Annotated in this window: 14 protein-coding genes; 8 read left to right on the top strand and 6 right to left on the bottom strand. The window is 65.6% G+C overall.

From position 1 onward, the window contains the following. Positions 1-31: 31 nt before the first annotated feature. Positions 32-889 carry a glycosyltransferase family 2 protein gene (locus tag E5A73_RS11710; protein ID WP_168355910.1) on the bottom strand — a complete coding sequence of 286 codons (858 nt, stop codon included), beginning with the start codon at positions 887-889 and terminating at the stop codon, positions 32-34. Positions 890-1,033: 144 nt separating this feature from the next. Between E5A73_RS11710 and E5A73_RS11715 the strand changes: the two genes are divergently transcribed. Genes E5A73_RS11715 through E5A73_RS11735 form a run of 5 tightly spaced genes read left to right on the top strand, consistent with a single transcriptional unit; the run spans position 1,034 to position 7,317 of the window. Next, entirely contained in the window at positions 1,034-2,545 is a 1,512-nt protein-coding gene (locus E5A73_RS11715; protein ID WP_135964002.1) for a lipopolysaccharide biosynthesis protein, read from the top strand. Further along, positions 2,542-4,218: an AMP-binding protein gene (locus tag E5A73_RS11720; RefSeq protein WP_168355912.1), complete on the top strand. Its 1,677-nt coding sequence runs from the start codon at positions 2,542-2,544 to the stop codon at positions 4,216-4,218. The genes E5A73_RS11715 and E5A73_RS11720 overlap by 4 nt, the downstream gene beginning before the upstream one ends. Continuing rightward, on the top strand, positions 4,215-5,219 hold the full coding sequence (locus E5A73_RS11725; protein WP_135964004.1) for an acyltransferase family protein: 1,005 nt from the start codon (positions 4,215-4,217) through the stop codon (positions 5,217-5,219). Before E5A73_RS11720 ends, E5A73_RS11725 begins: the two co-directional genes overlap by 4 nt. Continuing rightward, on the top strand, positions 5,216-6,331 hold the full coding sequence (locus E5A73_RS11730) for a glycosyltransferase family 4 protein (RefSeq protein WP_135964005.1): 1,116 nt from the start codon (positions 5,216-5,218) through the stop codon (positions 6,329-6,331). The genes E5A73_RS11725 and E5A73_RS11730 overlap by 4 nt, the downstream gene beginning before the upstream one ends. Then, on the top strand, positions 6,328-7,317 hold the full coding sequence (locus tag E5A73_RS11735) for a glycosyltransferase family 2 protein (RefSeq protein ID WP_135964006.1): 990 nt from the start codon (positions 6,328-6,330) through the stop codon (positions 7,315-7,317). The genes E5A73_RS11730 and E5A73_RS11735 overlap by 4 nt, the downstream gene beginning before the upstream one ends. A gap of 5 nt (positions 7,318-7,322) precedes the next feature. On the opposite strand, the gene E5A73_RS11740 is transcribed toward E5A73_RS11735, so the two are convergent. Continuing rightward, positions 7,323-8,456 carry an acyltransferase family protein gene (locus tag E5A73_RS11740; protein ID WP_135964007.1) on the bottom strand — a complete coding sequence of 378 codons (1,134 nt, stop codon included), beginning with the start codon at positions 8,454-8,456 and terminating at the stop codon, positions 7,323-7,325. A gap of 265 nt (positions 8,457-8,721) precedes the next feature. On the opposite strand from E5A73_RS11740, the gene E5A73_RS11745 reads away from it, so the two are divergent. Beyond that, positions 8,722-10,020, top strand: coding sequence for a cell wall hydrolase (locus tag E5A73_RS11745; protein WP_240700147.1), 1,299 nt, complete (start codon positions 8,722-8,724; stop codon positions 10,018-10,020). Here E5A73_RS11745 and E5A73_RS11750 read toward each other — a convergent pair. Together E5A73_RS11750 and E5A73_RS11755 are read right to left on the bottom strand one after the other, a co-directional pair. Further along, entirely contained in the window at positions 9,998-11,332 is a 1,335-nt protein-coding gene (locus tag E5A73_RS11750) for a glycoside hydrolase family 16 protein (protein ID WP_135964009.1), read from the bottom strand. The two genes, E5A73_RS11745 and E5A73_RS11750, sit on opposite strands and share 23 nt — an antisense overlap. A 137-nt stretch (positions 11,333-11,469) precedes the next feature. After that, positions 11,470-11,943, bottom strand: a complete 474-nt coding sequence (locus E5A73_RS11755; protein ID WP_135964010.1) for a PilZ domain-containing protein — start codon at positions 11,941-11,943, stop codon at positions 11,470-11,472. A gap of 215 nt (positions 11,944-12,158) precedes the next feature. Between E5A73_RS11755 and E5A73_RS11760 the strand changes: the two genes are divergently transcribed. After that, complete coding sequence (locus E5A73_RS11760) at positions 12,159-12,347, top strand: hypothetical protein (RefSeq protein WP_135964011.1); 189 nt, start codon at positions 12,159-12,161, stop codon at positions 12,345-12,347. 2 nt (positions 12,348-12,349) lie between these two features. Here the strand turns inward: E5A73_RS11760 and E5A73_RS11765 are convergent, their stop codons facing one another. Continuing rightward, positions 12,350-12,994 (bottom strand): sugar transferase, encoded by a 645-nt coding sequence (locus tag E5A73_RS11765; protein WP_240700148.1) that lies wholly within the window; start codon positions 12,992-12,994, stop codon positions 12,350-12,352. Positions 12,995-13,419: 425 nt separating this feature from the next. Between E5A73_RS11765 and E5A73_RS11770 the strand changes: the two genes are divergently transcribed. Beyond that, positions 13,420-15,933, top strand: a complete 2,514-nt coding sequence (locus E5A73_RS11770) for an AMP-binding protein (RefSeq protein WP_168355913.1) — start codon at positions 13,420-13,422, stop codon at positions 15,931-15,933. Between the two features lie 3 nt (positions 15,934-15,936). Here the strand turns inward: E5A73_RS11770 and E5A73_RS11775 are convergent, their stop codons facing one another. Next, positions 15,937-17,247 carry an O-antigen ligase family protein gene (locus E5A73_RS11775; protein WP_135964013.1) on the bottom strand — a complete coding sequence of 437 codons (1,311 nt, stop codon included), beginning with the start codon at positions 17,245-17,247 and terminating at the stop codon, positions 15,937-15,939. Positions 17,248-17,280 lie beyond the last annotated feature (33 nt).

Here is a 17,280-nt window from a genome sequence, read left to right on the forward strand (position 1 = left end):
CTCATGTGATCCGCGCGTGGGGGAACGCGAACTAGAGCGGGAAGGGGCCATAGACCGCCTCCATCGCCTGGATCTGGCGATCGTTCCCGTCGCGCTCGATATTGTCGACGCGCAGGCCGGCCTGTTGGCTCGCCGGCCATTCGATGAAGTCGATCCACCCGTCGACCCGGCGATGACGCATACCCTGGCGACGCGCCATCCAGTAAAACCAGATATCGTCGCCTTGCGGGCACAGCGCAGTGAATTGCGCGCGATCGCGCACGTCGGGGTGAAGGCTGCCGGGCGGATAGAGCACGCCGCCGATCCCAGTGGGGAAGAGCGCGGTGCCCGGCTCGGCCTCGGTGCGCGCAGTTGCCATTTCCCATTCGCGATAGGGCAGCACGCCCGATGCGGAGGCCCGCGCGAGATGCGCGCGCCAACCGATCACGCTCGGGCGCAGGGGATCATGCGCCCCGACGAGCCCGGCGAGCCAGTCTGGCGGGTAATACACGTCGTCGTCGGCGGTGACGTGTATGGCCTCGGGCCATTGCGTCAGCGCGGGGATGAGCTTCTTGTACGAGCGCAGATCGTCGCAGCTCCGGACCTCGAGGCCGTGCGACTCGAGCTGCCGCACCGCGTCGGGAAGTACTTCCACGTCCTGGTGCGCAAGCCAGAGGATCGTGCGGTCGGCGGCGAGCGATTGGTCCAGCAGGCTGCGCAATGTCGGCGCGAGCGTCGGGTAGCGTGCGGGATAGGAAGTGAGGTTGACGATCAGCGGCGTTGCGAGCCCGTGTGGGCGACGCTGTGCGATGGTCGGGAAGGCGGCTACGGCCGCGTGTGCCGCGCGGTCGAGACGCGCGCGCTGCCTTCGCTTCAGCCATAAGCGGATACGCCACGCGCCCAACATCATCGCACTCCCATCCGCCGCCCCTCGCATTGTGTAGCAATATCGGTCAATGATGATGTTGCGTTGCAACAATCGGGCTCGCGTGGCGCGACTGTCCCGGCTAAGGGTGGCGCGATTTCCTGTCCTGGTTTCGGGCCCTTACCTTATATGAGTTCTTCCCCGCCAGGCGAGACCGAGCCTTCCTTTGGCCGAAAGGCCGCGAACAGCGCCGTTTTTCTGGGTGTGACGCAAGTCGTGCGGCTGGTCCTCACCGTGCTTTCGACGGTCGTCATCTCGCGGCTGCTTTCGCCCGACGATTACGGTGTGATGGCGATGGCGGCGCCGGTGGTCGGCTTCATCGTCCTGTTTCAGGACCTCGGCCTCGGATCGGCGACGATTCAGGCGCGGACGATGAGCCCCGGCCAGTCGAACGGCCTGTTCTGGATCAACATGGCGGCTTCCGCAGCGATCTTCTTCGCGTTGCTGCTCTGCGCGCCGCTGGCGGCGTGGTTCTATGGCGACGTTCGTGCGGGTTACGTGACTGCCGCGAGCGCGGTCGGGGTGCTGCTGTCGGGAACCGCGCTTCAGCACAGCGCGCTGCTCAATCGCGACATGCGCTTTGGCGTGCTCAGCGCGATCGACATCGCCAATGCCGTGGTGACCTTTCTCGGCGCGCTGATCGCCGCCTATCTGCTGCGCAATTATTGGGCCCTGTGGATCGGGACGATGGCAGGGACTCTCGTGCAGGTGGTGCTGACCTGGACAGTCACGCCGTGGCGGCCGAGCTGGAAGATCACGCTGGCGGGCACCGGGCAGATGGCGCGCTTCGGCGGCAATCTCACCGGGTTCAATGTGCTCAACTATATCGGGCGCAACGCCGACAACGTGCTGATCGCGAAGTTCGCGGGGAGCATCGCGCTGGGCCTTTATGATCGCAGCTTCAAGCTGATGATGCTCCCGCTCCAGACGATCAACGGCCCGCTCGGGCGGCTGATGCTGCCGATTCTCAGCCGCCTGCGCGACGAGCCGGAGCGCTATCGCCGCTCGTTCCTGCTTTCGGTCCGCGCGATCCTGCTGGTGGCGACGCCGGGGATCACCGTCGCGGTCGCGACGAGCGATCGGCTGATGATCTTCCTGCTCGGCGATACCTGGGCGGCGGCGGGGCCGATCTTCTTCTGGCTCGGACTGGCGAGCCTGCTCCAGCCGGTCTCCAACGCGACGGGCTGGCTGTTCATCAGCAGCGGGCGCGGCCGTGAGATGCTCCGCTGGGGGGTGGTTTCGACGGCGACGACGCTGATCGCGATCGCGATCGGGCTGCGTTGGGGTGTCGAGGGCGTGGCGACGAGCCTGTTCATCGTGCTGCTGCTGCGCACGCCTTTGCTCAACGCCTATTGCGTGCAGGGCACCAGCGTGCGGACGCGGGACCTGTATCTGGTGATGCTCGAGCCGGGGCTGGGCGCAGTCGCCGCAGCGCTGCTGGTCCACGCGATCGGCGGGATGATGTCGACCCCCGTTCTGCTCTGCGTCGCGATGCCGCTGGCGTATGCGCTCGGGCTGCTCGCGCACCTGCTGACCAAGCCGGGCCGCGCGCTGCTCGCCACGATGTTCGAAATGGCTGCGGGCCTGGTCGCGTCCGCGATGCAGCGCGTGCGACCGCGCGGGGCGCCGGCGCAGCCGTGAGTCGCGCGACGCTGACGCCGCTCGGGGATCTGCGCACGCATGGTGGGCGGCCCGCGCTGTTCGAAGGCGATCGGACCTGCAGCTATGCCGAACTGGCCGATTTGGTCGAGGCGGCGGCGGCATCGCGCGGCGCAGAGCGCGAGCTGATATTCCTCGAGGCGCGCAACGAGATCGCGTCGATCGTCGAATATCTCGCCTGTCTCGGACGCGAGGATCCGGTCTTTCTGTTCGCTGCGGACCAGACCGGGCTGAGCGACCTGATCACGCGCTACGCGCCCGATCGCGTGATCGCCTGGACGCCGCTCGATCACGCTGTGCCGGAGAGAGCAGAGCGCCCGCTCGCGCCCTCGCTCGCCGTGTTGCTGTCGACGTCGGGCACCACCGGATCGCCCAAGCTGGTCAAGCTCTCGGGCGATGCGCTCGGCGCCAATGCGCAAGCGATTGCGCAGTATCTCGGCCTCGGCCCCGACGACCGGGCGATGACCAGCCTCAAATATAATTATTCGTTCGGCATGTCGGTGATCAATTCGCATCTCGCCGTGGGCGCCGCATTGATCCTCACCGACGAATCGGTGACCAATCCCGGTTTCTGGGAACAGGCTCGGCGGCATGAGGCGACGAACTTCTCCGGCGTGCCCTACAGTTTCGAGATGCTCGCCCGCCAGGGCGATGGCTGGGCGGGCCTCGACACGCTGCGGCACGTCGCGCAGGCCGGCGGGCGGCTCGAACCCGCGTTGGTCCGCCATTTCGCGGCACTGGGTGCCGAACGCGGCTGGCGGTTCTTCGTGATGTACGGCCAGACCGAGGCGGCGCCGCGCATGGCGTGGCTGCCCCCCGAACGCGCCGCCACGCACGCCGATCATATCGGTCGGCCGATCCCCGGCGGCGCCTTCGACCTGGTCGATGGCGAGGGCCGGACGGTCGCGGGCGAAGGCGAGGGCGAACTGATCTTCCGCGGCCCCAGCGTCATGATGGGCTATGCGACCGGGCGGGGAGATCTGGCGCTCGAAACGCGGCTCGATCGGCTCGCAACCGGCGATATCGCCCGGCGCGACGCCGACGGGTTCTATCGCATCGTTGGCCGTGTTGCGCGGTTCGTGAAGCCGTTCGGGCTGCGGATCAATCTCGACGAGGTCCAGGCCGATGCCCGCGCGATGCTCGCCGACGCGGTGGCGACCGGCGACGATGTGGGGCTAATCATCGTGACGGAGAGCGGCGATGCGGCGGCGCGCGCGGCGCTGCACGCGCAGCTTTGTGATCGCTACAAGCTGCCGCCGCACAGCGTGACGGTGATCGCGCTCGATGCGATTCCACGGTTGTCGAGCGGCAAAATCGACTATCGCCGCATCCTCGAGGACGCGCGCGGCGCACCCGCCGCCGGCCGGCGGAGCGTGGTCGACATCTTCACTTCGCCGGCTTTCTACCGCCGCGCCTGGGCCGAGGGGCTGGCGATTCTCGGCATGGGCAAGCCGGGCTGGAACAGCGTGGCCGAGATCTTCGCGATGTTCGTCGGCGGCTATGTCGCGGGCGGGCAGGGCAGCTTCCGGGCGCTCGGCGGCGATTCGCTCAGCTACATCCAGGTCGCGCTCGCGCTCGAGGACCATCTTGGCCATCTGCCCGAAGGCTGGGAGGGAATGGCGCTGGGTGACCTCGAGCAAGCGAGGTTTCGATGAAGCACTTCGCCCGCATGTCGGTCGAGACCGAGACGGTACTCCGCGCGCTCGCCATTGCCGCGATCGTGTTCAACCACGCGCATCCGGTGCAGAACGAGACCGGTTTCGGGATGGGGGGTGGGCTGACCTTCCTCATCTTGCTCTCGGGCTTCAATCTCGCGCGCTATTCGTTCCACGGCGCCACCTCGCAGGCATTCCGGCGATCGTGCCTGATGCTGGCATGGCGAGTCGCCTGGCCGACGCTCCTGATCGTGTTGCTCGACTGGCTGGTCACCGGCCATGAACCCGCGCCGGGATATCTACTATTCTACAGCAACTGGTTCACCTGGCACCACCCCGAGCTTCTGCAGATCTGGTATCCGCAGGTGCTGATCGGGCTGTTGCTGCTTTTCTGGCTGATCTTCCACATCGAGCCGCTGGCGCGTCTGGTCCACGCCAGGCCGTTCGAGGCGTTTCTGGTCGCGTTCGTCGCCGCGCTGGCGATCCGCGCCATCGCTCCCGAATGGCTCGAGCCCGCGGAGTCGCGCGGCCGGCTGCTGCATTTCTACGCGTGGAACTTCCTGCTCGGGATGCTCGCTTATTCGGCGCTTCATGCCGGTTCGGGGAAGTGGCCGATCGTGCGCCGCCTCGCGGTGGTGGCATGCGCGGCGGCCGGGGCGCTGGTCGCGTTCGGGCCGGCCAAATCGGATTTCTGGTGGCTCTGCGCGGCGACTGCGATCTGGGTGACGGTGCCGCGCATGTCGCTCCCGCGGCCGATCGGCCAGGCGGTGCGCGTGATCAGCCAGGCGGCGTTCACGGTGTTCCTGCTCCATTTGTTCTTCCTCTATCTGTGGCGCCACGCGTTGCTGCCCGACCAGCCCATCCCGCAGTTCCTTTTCGCGCTCGGCGGAAGCGTCGCCGCCTGGGTGGTGATGACTGCATTCAGCCGCGCGTTTCGCGCCGAACGCAGTGCCTCGTCCGCGTCCAATTCCTCGTCCGGGCTCCAGGAGGCCGTTGCTTGAAGCTGCTCTATATAGTTCACGACCTTCACGATTCGGCGGTGATCCGTCGGGTGCAGATGTTCCGTGCGGCGGAGGTGGACGTCGTGGTCGCCGGTTTCCGTCGACGCGACGCGGTCCCCGCCGATGTCGCGGGCGCGCCGGTGATCGACCTCGGGCGGACGCAGGATGCGCGCTTCGTCCAGCGCGTGGCCGCAGTGCTCCGCAATATCGCATTGCCCGGCCGGCTGCTTGCCGCCGCGCAGGGCTGCGACGTGATCGTTGGACGCAATCTCGAGGCACTGGCCTTGGCGCTGCGTGCCCGCAAGGCGGCGCCGCGCGCCCGGATCGTCTACGAATGCCTCGATATTCACCGGCTGCTGCTGGGAAGCTCGTGGCCGGCGCGGCTGCTCCAGGCGATCGAGGCGTGGATGCTCGTGCGTGTCGATCTGGTCCTGACTTCGTCGCCGGCATTCGAACGCGACTATTTCGCGCACCGGCCGACGCTTCACGCCCCGGTGCTGCTGCTGGAGAACAAGCTGTTCGTGCTCGACGGCGCGCCGCCGCAGCCGCTTGTCCCGTCGTCCGGCCCACCCTGGGTAATCGCGTGGTTCGGAATGCTGCGTTGTGCGCGGACCTTCGACATCCTCGCGGCGCTGGCGGCGAGACATGCGGGACGGATCGAAGTCCATATCGCGGGGCGCCCGTCGCCCGCGGTGTTCGACGATTTCGAGGTGCGCGTCGCCGCGGCGCCGCACCTGCGCTATCTCGGGCCCTATGCCGCCGAGGATCTGCCTCGGTTCTACCAGCCCTGTCATTTCGCCTGGGCGATCGATTATTTCGAAGAAGGGCTCAACTCGAAATGGCTGCTGCCCAATCGGCTGTACGAGGCGGCGAGCTTTGGCGTGGTGCCGATCGCGCTTCGCTCGGTCGAAACGGGCAAATGGCTCGATTCGCATAATGCGGGGCTGACGATCGATGATGGACTGGAAGCGCTGGCTGCGCTCGGTACGCTGTCGCAAGCGGACTATGCGACACTTCGCGCTGCGGTGACGGCACTCGATCCGGGCGATCTCACTGCGACGATCGCGGACTGCCGCGCGCTTCGAGTAGCACTCGAAGGAAAAAGCGCGTGAGCGGCGCGCTGGTCGTCGTCCCCACGCTCAACGAGCAGGAGCATATCGGTGCGCTGCTGGGTCAGCTGCGCGCCGATCCGGCTGCGCTGCGGATCGTCGTCGCCGATGGCGGCAGCACCGACGACACGCGGCGCATCGTCGCCGAACACGCCGCAGCCGATTCGCGAGTCATGCTGCTCGACAATCCAGATCGGATCCAGAGCGCGGGAATCAACGATGCCGTCGCGCGCTTCGGCGATACGGCGCGCTGGCTGGTGCGCGTCGATGCGCATTGCCTGTATCCCGACGATTATGCCGGCGGTCTCGTTGCCACTGCCGAGGCGGTGGGCGCGGTTTCGGTGGTCGTGCCGATGCAGACGCGCGGGGTACATTGCTTCCAGATCGCCTGCGCCGCGGCGCAGAATTCGGTGCTCGGCACCGGTGGCTCGGCCCATCGCCATGTCGGCCACGGCCAATTCGTCGAGCACGGCCATCATGCGCTGATGGACATCGCCGCGTTCCGCGGGGCGGGAGGATATAATCAGGCGATGTCGCATAATGAGGATGCCGAGCTCGATCACCGGCTCGGCACGATCGGGCGGATCTGGCTCGAACCGGCGCACGCGATCACTTATTTCCCGCGCCGCGACATGCGCGGGCTTTGGCGCCAGTATCGCGGCTATGGCAAAGGCCGCGCGCAGACGATCGCGCTGCACAGGATGCGGCCGCGGCTTCGCCAACTCATTCCCCTGGCGCCGCCGTTGGCGCTGCTGCTCGCACTCGGTTCGCCCTGGCTGCCGATATTGGCGGTCCCGGCGCTCGCCTGGGCACTGCTCTGCCTTGTCGCCGGTATTGCCATCGGAGCGCGCCAGCGCTCGCGATGCGCGATGCTGGCCGGCGTCGCGGCGATGATCATGCATGCCGCCTGGGGTACCGGTTTCCTGGCGCAGTGGCTGTTCGGCAGGACGCCCGCCGCCATTGCGGTGCGTTCACTCCCTCAGGGCTGACCAGGTCAGCTGCGGGCTTCGGCTTCCGGCGTCTCGCCGCTCCCATCCGTTGCGGTTTCGCCGCGACCGAACAGCGCGGCGATCCGAGCGAGCAGCCGCAATTTGGGGGGAAAGAAGAAAAAGGTGAGGTTCAGCGCGATCGCGAGCTGTGTGATCGCCACCGATCCGAGGATGCTGATGATCGACACGGCGATCGCCAGCGCTACGCCCGATCCAAGGAGATAGGGGCTGTGGAGGCTGGCGAGCCAATAGACCAACGGCATCATGAACAGCAAATGGGTGAGATAGATCGGCAGCGTCATCTGCCCAAGCCGCCCGAAGAAGCGTCGCGTATCGCGACGGACGCCCAGCGTTTTGCCGAGATAGATTGCGCCGACCATGCCGACGCCCACTGCGACGAATTTGATCACCGCGCCGGGGGCCACGCTGGTAACCGTCGAGGCGATCCACGCCAGCACGCCGTAACCGACGAGCGCCACCACAGTAGCCGGCACCGTAGGAAGCGTCGCGGCGCGAAGGATGAGGTCGCGACACACATAGCCGAAGTAAAAATAGAAGAAGAAGCTCAGCGCGCCACGCAGATAATAATCCTGTGCGAGCAGGTGCAGCCCGTAATGGTCGAGATGCCAGGTCGTCAGCCCGAGCATCGCCAAGGTTACCGCCAGCGCCGCCGCTGCGCAGATTTTCGCGTGGCGCCGTCCCAATAGCCAGGCGAGCAGCGAATAGGCGCCGAGGCTCCAGATGAACCAGAGATAGGAAGACGGGAAGATCCACGCAGTCAGGATCTGCCAGAGATGCTTGCCGTGGGTCGGATCGCGGAAATTGGGGAAGATCGAAAACAGCAGCCAGTCGATCGGAATCCAGATCAGCAGCACCCAGATCAACGCCTTGAGCCGGCCGTGCCAGAAGCCGCTCCAGCTGCCGTCGAGGTAGCGCCGCGAAAACATGCCCGAGATCATGAAGAAAAGCGGCATGCCGACGGGAGTCACTGCTCCGATCGCGTTGCGGAGCGTCGCTTGCGGATAGCCCGCCCCTTCAACGAAAAGACCGCCGTGCGACAGCACGATGATCAGGATGATCAGTCCCTTGGCGGTATCCGCCCAATAGACTCGATCGTCGTCCCCACCAGTCCCCGTCATTTATGGCCCCCACCGGCAATGCTCCGAAAGCCGGACTCACTCGATACAACAGTGATATTTAGTAAAGTTCAACGCCAAAGCGCGGGTCGCTGCGTGTTTCCGGGACATTTCCGGTAATTCGAGCGTTTTTTGCTGCGTTGCGGTAGGATCACGGTCGAGTTAGGGCGGAGAACGCATGCCGCCCGGCGACTCTATATGCGTTTGCGCAGACATGCGGGGGCAGGGGACAACTTCCCAAAGCGCGGATTTTAGACGGCGGATGTTGATGTACGATAATGCACGGGACGCGGCGGCGCGTATCGAGATAATGCGGCAAGCGCGACGCCAGGATGCGCGGCGGCGGTCGATCGTCGTTGCTGCACTTGCGTGCGCCGCGTTGCTCGTCGTCGGGGTCATGGGCGCAGTGCTGTGGCGCTCGGCCCAGCCAGAAAAACGTCAGCCGGCTGTCACAGCGCAAGCCGCCGGTGTCGCGGTGAAGCTTCCGGGTATCGATGCGCCGCTACCGGCGGTCGAGCCGCTCGAGTTGAAGCCGCTGCCCGCTTCGGACGCCCGTGCGATCAACGCCGCCGTGCCTTTCTCGACTCTGCCAAACCCGGCGGCGCGCAAGTTCATCGCCGGCGGAAGCACCGCGGATATCGTGCGCGCGACCGATTGCCTGGCCGCGGCCGTCCTCTACGAAGCGGGCGACGACGCAGTCGGCGAGCGCGCCGTGGCGCAGGTCGTGCTCAACCGCGTGCGGCACCCGGCCTTTCCGCATACCGTGTGCGGCGTGGTGTTCCAGGGATCCGAGCGCAAGACCGGGTGCCAGTTCACATTTACCTGCGACGGCGCGATGACGCGCATGCCGCCGCCGGCCGCCTGGGCGCGCGCGCGGGCGATCGCGGCGCAGGCGCTGGCCGGCAATGTCTTCGCTTCGGTGGGCCTCGCGACACACTATCACACCGACTGGGTGGTGCCTTATTGGAGTTCGAGCCTCGACAAGGTCACCGCGGTCAAGACGCATCTGTTCTTCCGCTGGACAGGCGGCTGGGGGCGGCCGCCGGCTTTCTTCGCTGCTTATGGGGGTGTCGAACCGTTGATTCCGCAGCTTGCGGCGATTTCCGAGGCGCATCGAGACGCCGCTCTTGCCGGCGATGCCGAAGCGGCAGCGGCCGCGGCTGCGGCGATTGCCGCTGCCGTGACCTCGGCCGCCCCGCCGCCCTCGCCGAGCTTCGCACCGACCGCGAACAATCCCGACGCCTTTCTGGTGACGTTGGGTGCCGACGTCGCCGCCGACAGCTATCCCGCGCTGGCGAAACAGGCATGCGGCGCGCGGCCGCGTTGCCTGTTCATGGCGTGGCCCAGCGCGGTGCTGACTCCCAAGGCGCTGCCCGCCTCGACGTCGCAGCTCGAGGCGATGACCTTCCACTATCTGCGCGATCCGGGCCTCAAGCAGGACCGCATGCGCTGGGATTGCAGCCGGACGCGCCGCACCAATCTGGGCGAGTGCCTCAGCCGCCAGTCCGGAGGCGCCCCGGCCCCGGCGGGACCCGCCGCCCCGGTCAGCGGTTCCGCCACACCTTGAACGAAGCAATCGCCATGTCGCCGGATCCATCGGTGAAGGCGCTGCTGGTCTTCACTGCGACGTTCATCACCGGATAAAAGGGCTCGCTGAACGGATTGCGCGCCTGATGTGTCTCGATCCCGTCGACGAACCAGGTGATGTAATCGGCCTGGATGTCGACTGCATAGCGATGCGTCGCCGACGCGATGTTGCCGATTCCATAGGCCGTGGTCGCGTCGATCCACATGCTGCGGGTGAACTTGCGCTGGTTGATCGGGCCGCCATGGATGTTGGCCGAGATGTCGCGCTCGAAATCCCAATTGCTGTTCTGGCCGAAGCCCTCATAGACGTCGATTTCGGGCGGCCAGCCGCGCACCCCGATCAGCCACAATGCGGGCCAGGAGCCGCGGCGATTGGGCATTGTCGCGACCCATTCATACTGGCCGTAGGTGACTTGGGTCTCGGGGGTGTTGCGGCCGCTGAGCATCGCCGCGCCGTATTTGTAGCTCACGCCGCCATAGGTCAGCGGGGTCGCCAGCTTCTGGCTGTGAATGACGAGCTTGCCGTTCTTGATCGCGAAGGCAGGCTCGGCCGAGGGATGCAGCGTATTGTCCAGATAGAGCCCGGTCTCGGCGTTGCCGGTCTGGGCGCGGCCGTGCGTGAACGAGGTGGAGAGGATGCCGGCACCACCCTTGTCCGACCAGCGCACCGTTGCCGGGTTCAAGTCATAGGCGAGTGTGCCGCTTGCCTTGAAGGTCCGCGGCAGGCGGAATCCGGCGATGATCGGCTTGGTCGCGAGGGCGCCGGCCTTCGACGTCACGATCGCGCTCGATACGCCGGCATTGGCGCCCTGCGGCGCTTCGGGGAAGGAGACCTTGAAATGGCCACCCTCCTTGGTCTTGACGATCTTGACGCTGATCGTCTGCACCAGCGGGTCGCCGGGACGGAATATGAGATATTTGTCGACCGCCTCGAAATAGGCACCCGAATAGACATAGTTGGTGCCCGAGCCGTTTGCGGTCTTGACGCGCACATGCACGGTATTGGGCGTCGCGTGATCGAGGCGGACGGGGATGTCCACTTGCGTCGCGCCGAGCGGATAATTGACGTCGCCGATCGAGGCGGTCGCGATCGCGGGATAGGTATATTGGGCGATCGGATCGAGCGCGGCCACCGCGCCCGCAGCTTCGGCGCTTTGCGCGGGCTCGGGCGTGGGGGAGGGGGTCGGCGTCGGCACCACCACTGCCACCGGCTCGCTGGGGGGGACGACCACGACGACGCCGGCGGCGGTTTCGCTGCCGCTCTCGCCGCCGCAGCCGGAGAGCGCGAGCATAAATATTGGGAAGCAAGCAATACGATGGATCACGGCGATAATCCCGATCGAGAGTGACTAATGTCACTATAGAACAGGGATGGTCGCTAAGCCGTTAATCTAGCAGGAAAATATTGAGATCCACTAAGCGCGGCGAGTCAGCCCAGCAATGCCCAGAGGATCGCTGCCCAGAGGGCGAGGGTTCCGCCGATGGCTACCGAGGCGCGGACCGGGCGAGGCCATTTGCCGAGCTTCGGCTCAGCCCACTCCCATTCGGACGGGGCGACGAACAATTGCGCGACGTTGGTTGTCGGGAATGCGTCGCTCACATGGACGTCTGACAGATATTCTGTGAATTCGCAGCCATAGGTATCACCATCGCTGCGCACGACGCGCGCGGCGAAGCGGCCGCTTCCCGGCAGGCCTAGCTGGACCATCGCGCCGATCGGCAACGGCTTCGGGCACTGGATATTGAAGCCGCTGGCAGAGAGGTCGCCGACGATTACGTCGATTGGAGCGTCGTCCGGCCCGCGCAGCGTGCTTGCTTCCGCCACGGAGCGCCGATCACCCGCGCGGCGATCGCCGCGCGACAGCGGCTGGGCGGACATATTGTGCTTCAGTGCTGCGCTCATGGGTTCGTGCGATAAATGGAATAGGTTTCCGGTGCGTAAACGCGGCGTGGGGATTGAGAGGGAGGCTCCGCATTAGCATCGCACCATCGGTAGATCGCGTAGGTAGAACGCCTGATAGTGTCGCGGTGGAAACGATTTGCGTCAATGCGGCTTTTAGGTAAGACAGGCATGGGTTGATAATCATGGTTAAAGGGCGAAGACCCTGGGAGAGCGAAGTGAAGAAATCCATCGCCTCGATACACCGCGGAGCGCGCGGACTATTTCTGCAACACAATGCATTCATGCTGCAGCGCATCGGAGACGGCGCGGACGCACCACGTTCCTTGGCCAGCTTTCGCGGCGTCTTGATCGCGGCTGGGATTTCGCTCGCTTTCTGGGCGGGCGTCGCACAAGTGGTTTTTTGAGGTCAGCTTGATCCGCGCGCCATCAACACGGCGGGCACGGTGAATACCAAGATCCGCATGTACAGCGTCAGGCTCTGGCTGCGCGCATAAGTGACGTCCATCGCCACGCGGCGCCGATAGGACACGTCGTTGCGTCCGCTGATCTGCCACAATCCAGTGATGCCGGGACGCACGCTGATATAATCCAGGAAGTAACGGCCATAGCGCCCGACTTCGCTCTGCGTGATCGGGCGCGGCCCGACCAGACTCATCTCGCCGACCAGCACATTCCAGAACTGCGGGAGTTCGTCCAAACTGCTGACTCGGAGGAACTTGCCGACCAGGGTGACGCGCGGATCGTTCTTGAGCTTCTGGTCGCGGAGCCACGATGCGCGCGATTCGGGGCACGTCGCCAGCAGATGTTGGAGACGCTCATCGGCATCGACGACCATCGTCCGGAATTTCAGGCACAGGAACTCGCGGCCATTGTGGCCGATCCGCTTATGGCGAAACAGCACGGGGCCACGGTCGCACAGCAGCATCGCGAGCACGACGAGGAGCAGCACCGGCGCGAAAAAGACAAGCGCCAGCGCCGCGCCGCCGACATCGATCGTCCGCAACCAGCGCGGTAGCGCCAGGGCGGGCATTTCGATCCTCAATGGCGCCATGATCGACGCTTGCTGCATGCGTACTTACCTCGAACCTCGTCTTGCGACGCTGAAACCTGCGCTACAGCATCGAATGCTGCACCGCAGCAAAAATCCATTACCCGCGCCGATTGAGAATTCAAGAGCTTACACAAAGACGTTTTCGCCCACATAGATCGTCAGCTTCGCTCTGTGAGTGTGGAACATTAATCAATAAGAATGTACTGCGTTGCAACATTAAATGTGCGAACGCGGGACAGTGAGACTGGCGTTGGAACAAAAATTCAAATGCCAGCGCATTTTACAAACATAACCTAAGATAACCTAGCGGCATGCCGAAGGGCGAGATTGTGCCGTCGCGACACGGTTTTGCGGCATTGCAACACCATTCGGGACCTGCGAGAGAGCCGCGATGCAACGCGCGCGGCTGGCCAGGAGAATTCGGCGTGACACCGCGGGTACTTGAAGTCGTCGCCATCGAGGCGCGCGCCTCGATCGACTTCGTCGGCGCCGTATTCCAATGCACGCGTGATGGCGAGGCGTTCGTGATCGCGGCGAGTGCCGAAATCGCCACGCGCTACCCGGGCCTGAAGATTCGCAGATTCGTGCGGACGGGCGAGCGCCAAGGCTGGTTCTCGGAGAGCCTGCCTGCCCGCGGCGGCGCGTCGATCGCGCAAGTCAGCTTCACTTCGGGCACGACCGGCACCCCCAAGGGGATCGCACTGAGCCACGACGCCGTCGCCGATACGATCGGCCGGCTGAACGCATTCATGGGGGTCACCCCTGAAATCCGGGAGTATCTCGGGGTTCCCCCGACCTTTTCATTCGGCCTGGGCCGCGTTCGCGCCGCCGCCGCGGCGGGCGGCGCGATCTACCTCCCCGAAAAGGGATTCGATCCGCGCGAGTTCGGGGCGATGCTCGCTGCCGGCGAAGTCAACGCCTTGTCGCTCGTACCGACGCTCGCACGCGTCCTGCTCGAACATTGCGACCAGATCGGCGTGGCGGGGGCTTCGCTTCGCTGGATGGAACTCGGCAGCCAATATTTGAGCTGCGCCGAAAAGGAGGCGCTGCGAAGCCTGTTCCCCAATGCGCGGATTGTCCAGCATTACGGGCTGACCGAAGCGTCGCGAACCACCCTGCTCGATATCGCCGGCACTCGCGGTGCCGCGCTCGATTCGGTCGGCCAGCCGGTCGGCGCAACCGAGATCGGCATTGCCGAAGACGGCAGGATCCGAATTCGTGGTCCCCATGTGGCATCGCATTGGATCGACAATGACGGTTGGCACGCGCTCGTCGACGCGGACGGATGGCTCGTCACCAACGATCTGGGCGCGATCGAGGACGGCTTCCTGTATTTCCAGGGGCGCGCCGACGATCTGATCAACTGCGGCGGCATCAAGCTGGTCCCCGAGCTGCTCGAGGAGAAGCTGCGCGCCCGGCTGTCCTTGGCCGGCGGCCTCGCGGCCACGCGCGTGCCCGACACGCAGCGTGGCGACGGAATCCTCATCGCTGTGGAAGATACGGTCGCCCCGCCGGATGCCGAAATTCTCGCAATCGCCCGCGCGGCACTGGCGGAGCACGGTCTCTCGCCGGGCAATGCGCTTCATCTTCTTCGGCTCGCGGCGCTGCCGGTGACGGCGACGGGCAAGGTCCAGCGGCGCGAACTCGCGCGGATCGCCGAGGAAAGCGGAGTGCTGACGCCGATCGCGATCGACCTGCCGCTCGACGAGGACGGCGCCCATTCGCTGCGATCGGCGGTCGCCAGACTGCTCGGGATCGCCGAGGTCCCCGAATCGGCGAGCTTCATCGAGCTTGGCGGCGATTCGCTCAATTACGTTCATGTCTCGATGCTGATCGACGAGCGGTTGGGCTATCTTCCCGAACGCTGGGAACACATGCCGCTGGCGGCACTCGATCAGCTGTCGCCCGTCAAAGGCACGGGCGCGGTCGTCGACAGCAGCGTGCTGGTGCGCGCGATCGCGATCCTGCTCGTCGTGCTCGACCATGCCTGGATCAATGCGGCCGGGGGTGCCGCCGTCGCGCTGATGCTCGTGGCGGGCCAGAATTTCGCGCGCTTCCAGGTGCCGAAGGTGTTGCAGGGCCGCGGGCGGGCCTTGCTAGCGGCAACATTCTGGCGCGTCCTGCTGCCCTATTTCGCATTCGTGACGCTGACTTTGGTCGGTCACCACCGGATGTTCTGGCCGCAATATCTACTGGTCAGCAACTTCACCGAGGGGGTTACCAACGCTGCGGGTAATCGTCTTCTCGTGCCTTACTGGTTCATGGAAGACTATCTGCTCTACGTGCTGCTGTTCACCGGGCTGCTGTCGCTCGGCTGGGCGCGAACGGCGATGCGCGCTTCGGCCTGGCGCTTCGCGCTCGTCCTCGTCGCAACCCTGCTGCCGCTCGGGATGGTGGGGCCATTCCTCCGTGGCTTCTGGCCATTTTACTCGCAGACGCTGATTTCAGTGGGTTGGATATTCGCGCTGGGCTGGCTGATCTTCGAAGCCGATACCGCCGCGCGCAAGCGGGTGGCGTGGGTGCTCGCGGCGGTCGGGTTGGTGTGGAGCTTTGGCTTCGAGCAAGTCGCCGGGGTCTCGGGCGACGGCCTTCCCGCATTCTACGATGCGGTGCGCAGATTGTCCGGCGACGCGCCGAGCCTGCGCCAGTGGATTTTCATCGCCACTCAAATCGGCGCGGTCTGGCTGCTGATCAACGTACGACGGATTTCGGCACCGCCGCTGGTGGCACGCGGTGCGGCGATCGTCGCGTCGGCGAGCCTCTACATCTATATGTGCCACCCGTTCGTGCTGCATTTCATCAGCCAGCACGGGACGCTCGTCACGGCTATCCCGGCGGTCGCGGCCAGCGCGGCGGTGGGCATCGCCCTGTGGCGGGCCATCGCACTCGTAGAGAAACTACTGGTGCGGCTGCGCGGTCGCACCCAGCCGCCGCGCTGAGATTCAGACGCTGCGCCAGCGCGGCGCGGCGCGGGCGGGCGCAACGGTGGCCGGCTTTCGCGCCTGGCTCCGCCCCCAGGCGGCGCAACCCAGCCCGGCCATCACCATCGTCGTCGAGAAAGTGAACGGGCCGAAGGCCTGGGTCTCGATCGAAAGCCGCACAGCGACATAGCTCAGATAGGCGCAGAACAGGATGCCGAGGTCGTTCGGCGCGCGCATCGTCCGGATGACGAGCAGCACGAAATATCCGCAGGCGACGAGTGCGAACAGGCCGAGACCGAGAAAGCCGAGATGGACGAGAATCTCGATGAAGGTGTTGTGGAAGTTGAAGCCGGCGCGCCCCTGAATGCCCGCAAACAGCCACAGGCCTTCGGCATCGATATTGCCGTGCCGCCAGAACGCGCTGTAGCCGAGCCCGAGCACCGGGCGCGCCTCGATCAGCGAAAAGGCCTTGTCCCAGATATAGGTGCGGCCGGTCAGCGTCGGATCCTTGCCGGTCGCCTTGAGCAACGCGCTGACCAGCGGCATCAGCCATAATTTCTGGAGCGCGGCGGCGAGCACCACCGTCCCACCGAGCGACATGAACAACGCCGTGCGCGCCTGCGGCGAGACCAGACGCGCGAGGTTCCAGCCGATCAAGGCGAGTACCGCCACCAGGCACGCGACAAGCGCACCGGTCGATTCGGCACGGCGCAGGATCCACAAGTCGATCGCGACGATCACCGCCGCCGCGCCGATCCACAGCAGCCGGCGCTCGCGGAGCGCGAAGGCGAGCATCGCGCAGGCGACGATGACGCCGCCGGCGGCGGTATCGGCGGCGGCGTTCTTGCTCCCGGTCATTCCCGCGAACGCAGTGGTGACACGCGACGCACCACCGCCGCCCCAGCCGACTTCACGTCCAAAAATCAGGCTGGTGACGGCGAGCACGGCGAAGGCCGCGAACAGGCCGTACAAGGCCTGACGTCGGTCGGTCCCCGCACCGATCGTCGCGCCGACCATCACGGTGACGAAATATTGGAAACCGTAATAGAGGCTCGTTCCGGGCTCGAGCGACCAGATCGCCGATGCCATCGCGAAGCCCGGCAGCAGCAGGATCGGCGCTATGGCGGCAAGCAGCCGCGGCGTTTCGCGAAAGCGTACTGCGAAATAGACCGGCATCAGCGCGAGGATCACCAATGCGGCCTTCGAGCCCAGCGCGTACGCGAACAGCACGCTGCCCATCGCCGCGGCGGTCCACACCGCATCGAACCAGTATAACAGGTCCATCGACCGCTGGGCGATCCTGGGTCGCGCGATGCTCGCAGCTTGATTCATCGCATCATCCCGCGCGCGGCGGCCTCAGGAGGA

Origin of the sequence: Sphingomonas gei, from assembly GCF_004792685.1 — a bacterium.
Classification (GTDB): Bacteria; Pseudomonadota; Alphaproteobacteria; order Sphingomonadales; family Sphingomonadaceae; genus Sphingomonas; species Sphingomonas gei.

Excerpts from the sequence above, each read along its gene's own strand:
- E5A73_RS11710 (WP_168355910.1), bottom strand. The coding sequence starts at position 889 with ATGATGTTGGGCGCGTGGCGTATCCGCTTATGGCTGAAGCGAAGGCAG.
- E5A73_RS11715 (WP_135964002.1), top strand. The coding sequence starts at position 1,034 with ATGAGTTCTTCCCCGCCAGGCGAGACCGAGCCTTCCTTTGGCCGAAAG.
- E5A73_RS11725 (WP_135964004.1), top strand. The coding sequence starts at position 4,215 with ATGAAGCACTTCGCCCGCATGTCGGTCGAGACCGAGACGGTACTCCGC.
- E5A73_RS11740 (WP_135964007.1), bottom strand. The coding sequence starts at position 8,456 with ATGACGGGGACTGGTGGGGACGACGATCGAGTCTATTGGGCGGATACC.
- E5A73_RS11745 (WP_240700147.1), top strand. The coding sequence starts at position 8,722 with ATGTACGATAATGCACGGGACGCGGCGGCGCGTATCGAGATAATGCGG.
- E5A73_RS11750 (WP_135964009.1), bottom strand. The coding sequence starts at position 11,332 with ATGCTCGCGCTCTCCGGCTGCGGCGGCGAGAGCGGCAGCGAAACCGCC.
- E5A73_RS11755 (WP_135964010.1), bottom strand. The coding sequence starts at position 11,943 with ATGAGCGCAGCACTGAAGCACAATATGTCCGCCCAGCCGCTGTCGCGC.
- E5A73_RS11765 (WP_240700148.1), bottom strand. The coding sequence starts at position 12,994 with ATGGCGCCATTGAGGATCGAAATGCCCGCCCTGGCGCTACCGCGCTGG.
- E5A73_RS11775 (WP_135964013.1), bottom strand. The coding sequence starts at position 17,247 with ATGAATCAAGCTGCGAGCATCGCGCGACCCAGGATCGCCCAGCGGTCG.